Below are 4,975 nucleotides of genomic sequence, written 5' to 3'. Positions count from 1 at the left end.
ACCGCGCCCGCGGCCGCGACCGGTCGTGGTGGAACGCGAACCCGTGGTGCAACGTGACTACGTCGAAATCGTGGCCACGCAACCACCGCCGGTGGAGCTCGTGGAGCGCGAACCCGCACCTCGCCCGGGCTACATCTGGGCCCGCGGTTACTGGCGCTGGGACGGCCACCGTTATCTGGCGGAACGCGGACACTGGGAAGCCGCCCGTCCGGGCTATCACTACGTGCATCCGCACTACGAGCAGCACCGGGATGGTTGGCACCTCAACGTAGGTGTGTGGGTTGCCGGCTGACGCCAGCCGCTACGCCACGTCCCGAAAGCCCTGCCGCTGCGCAGGGCTTTTTTCGCTCAGGAAACCCTTTCAGCGGCAGGTTCAAGCCGACCGATCGGCGACGTCGAAACCACGGCGCGATAGTCACGCGGCGTCATGCCTACCGTCGCCTTGAACTGGCGGGCAAATGCACTCTGGTCGGCAAAGCCGCATGCAAGGCCTATGGCCGCGACGCTGTCGTCGCCATGGAGGCGACGCATGGCCTCTTCGATGCGCAACTTGGTCTGCAGCTGCTGTGGCGTCAGCTGGAACACCTTGCGGAAGTGACGCTCCAACTGGGCCACGGACAGATCAGCCAGCTCAGCGAGTGTTGCCACGCGCACGCCTTCGGCGTAGTGCTCCTGAAGATAAACCAGCACGCGCCGCAGCCGCACATAGGTCGGGTGCCGACCATCGGGCTTGCCCAGGTCACGCGAGATACCGACGATGCCACGCACCTCACCGCGCTGCCGCAACGGACGCTTGCAGGTGAGGCACCAGCCTGGCGCGCGGTTGGGGAATATGTGGACTTCGAGCTGGTTCTCGATCACCTCGCCGTCAAGCACGCGTCGGTCCTGCGTGGCATAGGAGCCGCCCATCGACAGCGGGAACAGTTCGGTGACGTCGCGTCCGATCACATCGTTGCGATGCTTCAATCCCAGGCGCCTGACCAGGGTGAGATTGGCGTGCGTATAGCGGCCGTGGCCGTCCTTCACGAAGAACACCACGTCAGGCAGCGCGTCGAATAGTGCCTCGAGCTCGTCGGCCGAAATCTTCATCGCAAGCGAAACTCCCGATGCCGGTCAAAATGTTGCTGCACCTGCAGCATGCGCATCTGGCGGACCCTCGCATTGTGCTGAATTCCGCATCGCCCATGGGCAAGCATTGCTAGACCCTACGGCACCCGCGGGGCGAGCATGAGCCCCATGCATACCATAGACGTGATCGACTCCCACACCGGCGGCGAACCGACCCGCGTCGTCATCGCCGGCTTCCCCAACCTCGGCAGCGGCACGCTGATGGAGCAACGCGAGCGCTTCCGTCGCGACTTCGATCGCTGGCGCAGCGCCATCGCCTGCGAGCCGCGCGGATCGAGCACCGTGGTCGGCGCGCTGCTGCTGCCGCCGCAAACGTCCGATGCGTGCGCGGGCGTGATTTTCTTCAACAACGTCTCGTACCTCGGCATGTGCGGCCATGGCACCATCGGCCTCGTACGCACACTGCAGCACATGGGGCGCATCGGCCCCGGCACGCACAAGATCGAGACGCCGGTGGGCATCGTGGGCGCGACACTGCACGAAGACGGCCGCGTCACCATCGACAACGTCGAGAGCTACCGCCACGCCAAGGACGTCAGTGTCGAAGTGCCGGGCTACGGCACCGTCACCGGCGACGTCGCGTGGGGCGGCAACTGGTTCTTCATCACGAAGGACACGCCGCTGCCGCTGGAGATTCACCACCAGCGCGAGCTCACCACCTATACCGAAGCGATTCGTCGCGCACTCGAAGCCAATGGCATCACCGGCGCCGACGGCGGCGAGGTCGATCACATCGAGGTCAACACGAAATCTCCGGTCGCCGGACTGGACGGCCGGAACTTCGTGCTGTGCCCCGGTCTCGCCTACGACCGCTCGCCTTGCGGTACCGGCACCAGCGCGAAGCTGGCGTGCCTTGCGGCCGACGGCAAGCTGGCACCGGGTGAGACCTGGCGGCAGGAAAGCATCCTCGGCAGCGTGTTCGAAGGTCGCTACACGCCGGGCACGCACGGCGTGCGCCCGCAGATCACCGGTACCGCGTTCGTGGTCGCGCGCAGCACGTTGTTGTTCGACGAAGCCGACGCCTTCACCTGGGGCAGCGGCGCGGAATGAGCGGCACCGTCGCCAGCTTCGACCTGATCGTCGTCGGCGCTGGCATCATTGGCGCCAGTTGTGCCGATGAAGCCAGCGCGCGAGGCATGCGCGTCGCCATCGTGGAGCCCGGCCCGATCGGCGGTGGCGCCACGGCGGCGGCCATGGGGCATCTGGTGGCGATGGATGACGACCCGGCCGAACTCGCGCTGGCGAACTACTCGTTGCACCAGTGGGAAGCCTTCGCCGATTTGCGTGAAGCGGAATTCAGTCGTTGCGGCACGCTATGGGTGGCCCGCAACGAGAGCGAACTGGCGGCCGCTGGCACGCGCGTCGCGCGCCTGAATGCAGCGGGCGTCGAAGCCCGCGTGGTCGATGCCGCGACGTTGTACGAGCTGGAGCCAGCGCTCGTTCCGGCTTTGGCTGGCGGCCTGCTGGTGCCGCGTGAAGCCGTGGTGTATCCGCCACGCGTGGCGAATTACCTGGTGAAGCGTGCGCAGTCGCACGGTGCAACGTTGTATGCGGGTCGCCGCGTGCTGGCGTTGCACCGCGGCGGTGCGCAACTCGATGACGGCACCCGACTTTCGGGCCCCGTGCTGGTGGCTACCGGCTGCGCGCTGCCCGCATTGTTGCCGATGCTGCCGATGCGTGGTCGCAAGGGTCACCTCGTCATCACCGATCGTTACCCCGGCCTCGTGCGCCACCAGCTGCTGGAACTCGGTTACGCCGACAGCGCCCATGGCGATGCGGACAGCAGCGTCGCCTTCAACGTGCAGCCACGTCCCACCGGGCAGATCCTGATCGGTTCCTCACGCGAATTCAGTGCAACCGATGCAGCCGCATCGCCGGCCATGGTTCAACGCATGCTCGAGCGAAGTTTTTCTTTCGTGCCCAAGCTGCGCGAACTACAGGCCGTGCGTATCTGGACCGGCTTTCGTCCAACCACGCCGGATGGACGTCCATATCTCGGCGCCGTACCCGGTACGACGGACCAATGGGTGGCGGCCGGTCACGAAGGCCTTGGCGTCACCACTGCGCTGGGCAGCGCGAAACTGATGATGGACCTGATCCAGGGCCGCCAACCCGCGATCGATCCGGCGCCTTATTCGCCCGAAAGGATGGCGGCATGAGTGCGCCGGTGAAGCTCAACGTGAACGGCCTGCCGGTGGAAGTGCCTGCGGGCGCCAGTGTGGCGGCGGCAGTAGCGCAGCTGACGCTGCAATTCCGCCGTTCTGTGAGCGCCGAACAACGCGCGCCGCTGTGTGGCATGGGCGTGTGCTTTGAGTGCCGCGTGCAGGTGAATGGGGTAACCCATGTGCGTGCATGCATGACCCCTGTCAGCGAAGGCATGCAGGTGATCACCGATGCCTGATCGTTACGACGTACTCGTGGTGGGCGCCGGTCCGGCCGGCCTCGCGGCTGCCAGGACGGCCGCGGCGCATGGTGCGCGCGTGGGCTTGCTCGACGCGCAACCGCGACCCGGTGGACAGGTCTGGCGCCACGATGTGCGCCATCAGGCACCACGCGCCGCACGCGACGCCATCGGCAAACTGCAAGGCGTGGACGTTCTGGCCAGCCACAGCGTCGTGGCCGTCGAATCGTCGGCGCTGCGCGTGGAAACACCGCAAGGCGGACGGTTGGTCTCCTACGGCTCGCTGATCCTTGCCACCGGCGCACGCGAACTGCTGCTGCCCTTCCCCGGCTGGACCCTGCCCGGCGTCACTGGCGCCGGTGGTTTGCAGGCGCTCGCCAAGCAGGGCTGGCCTGTGGCCGGAAAGCGCGTGGTAATCGCCGGCAGCGGTCCTTTGCTGCTTGCCGCTGCAGATACGCTGCGCAAGCACGGCGCGCACGTGCTCGGCATCTACGAACAGGCGCCGGCAGCCAGCGTGCATGCGTTCGCCAGACAGCTTAGCCACTGGCCGGCACGCGCCGTGCAGGCGATCGGACTGCGCCTGCGACTGGCCGGCGTGCCTTACCGCTTCGGTTCCTTCGTGCGTCGTGCGCACGGCAGCGACGGGGTGCAACGCGTGGATATCGAGACGCCGACAGGAATGCAGACGGTCGACTGCGATCTGCTCGCCGTAGGTTACGGCCTGGTGCCGAACACCGAGCTCGCCCAATTGCTCGGCTGCACGATGGACTACCAAGGTCCTCATCCCCACGTCGGCGTGGACAGGCTGCTGCGCACCAGCGTGGGCGGCGTGTACGCCGCGGGTGAAGCCAGTGGCATCAGCGGGCTGGCGGTGGCGCGGCTCGAAGGTGCCATGGCGGGACATGTCGCCACCGGCCACAGCGCGGCTGCCCATGCCTTGCTGCCACAGCGTGACCGCGAACGGCGCTTCGGTGCGTTGCTGGCGCGGCACTTCGCGCTCGATCGACGCCTGCACACGCTCGCCGACAAAGACACGCTGGTCTGCCGCTGCGAAGACGTCACATTGGGCGAACTCGACGGCTTTTCCGACGCGCGCGCCGCCAAGCTCGCCACGCGTTGCGGCATGGGCGCGTGCCAGGGTCGCATCTGCGGCACGGCGCTCGCCGAACTCGGACGCTTTCCGCGCAGCGGCGCACGCCCACCCATTTTCCCCGCCCGTCTGGCCACGCTGGCCGGGCTCACCACCCTTCCTTCTGACGACGCATACCGAGGTAGCTGATCATGAGCAACGCATCCATCTGGCACGGGGTCATTCCTGCCATCACCACGCCGTTCACCGCCGACGGCCAGGTCGATCACGACTTCCTCGCCAAACATGCGCGAATGATGATCGACGACGGCTGCAAGGGCATCGTCCCGCTCGGCTCGCTGGGCGAAGCGGCGACG

At 66.9% G+C, this 4,975-nt stretch carries 7 protein-coding genes; 6 read left to right on the top strand and 1 reads right to left on the bottom strand.

What is annotated here, in order from left to right:
• A partial coding sequence (locus VFG49_RS03215) for a hypothetical protein (RefSeq protein WP_324858063.1) occupies window positions 1-292 on the top strand: 292 nt, incomplete at its 5' end.
• Between the two features lie 56 nt (window positions 293-348).
• Here VFG49_RS03215 and VFG49_RS03210 read toward each other — a convergent pair.
• Window positions 349-1,089 (bottom strand): AraC family transcriptional regulator, encoded by a 741-nt coding sequence (locus VFG49_RS03210; protein ID WP_324858062.1) that lies wholly within the window; start codon window positions 1,087-1,089, stop codon window positions 349-351.
• 147 nt (window positions 1,090-1,236) lie between these two features.
• Between VFG49_RS03210 and VFG49_RS03205 the strand changes: the two genes are divergently transcribed.
• From VFG49_RS03205 to VFG49_RS03185, 5 genes are all read left to right on the top strand, one after another.
• On the top strand, window positions 1,237-2,178 hold the full coding sequence (locus VFG49_RS03205) for a 4-hydroxyproline epimerase (RefSeq protein ID WP_324858061.1): 942 nt from the start codon (window positions 1,237-1,239) through the stop codon (window positions 2,176-2,178).
• A complete protein-coding gene (locus VFG49_RS03200; protein WP_324858060.1) occupies window positions 2,175-3,287 on the top strand; it encodes an FAD-dependent oxidoreductase in 1,113 nt (370 codons plus the stop codon). Before VFG49_RS03205 ends, VFG49_RS03200 begins: the two co-directional genes overlap by 4 nt.
• A complete protein-coding gene (locus VFG49_RS03195; protein ID WP_324858059.1) occupies window positions 3,284-3,529 on the top strand; it encodes a 2Fe-2S iron-sulfur cluster-binding protein in 246 nt (81 codons plus the stop codon). Before VFG49_RS03200 ends, VFG49_RS03195 begins: the two co-directional genes overlap by 4 nt.
• Window positions 3,522-4,808: an FAD/NAD(P)-binding oxidoreductase gene (locus VFG49_RS03190; protein ID WP_324858058.1), complete on the top strand. Its 1,287-nt coding sequence runs from the start codon at window positions 3,522-3,524 to the stop codon at window positions 4,806-4,808. Before VFG49_RS03195 ends, VFG49_RS03190 begins: the two co-directional genes overlap by 8 nt.
• A 2-nt stretch (window positions 4,809-4,810) precedes the next feature.
• Window positions 4,811-4,975 (top strand): dihydrodipicolinate synthase family protein (locus tag VFG49_RS03185; protein ID WP_324858064.1); only part of this gene is annotated, 165 nt, incomplete at its 3' end.

The sequence above is a fragment of the Dyella sp. genome, from assembly GCF_035685885.1.
In the GTDB taxonomy this organism is placed as follows: domain Bacteria; phylum Pseudomonadota; class Gammaproteobacteria; order Xanthomonadales; family Rhodanobacteraceae; genus Dyella.
This window is presented reverse-complemented; position numbering and strand designations above follow the sequence as displayed.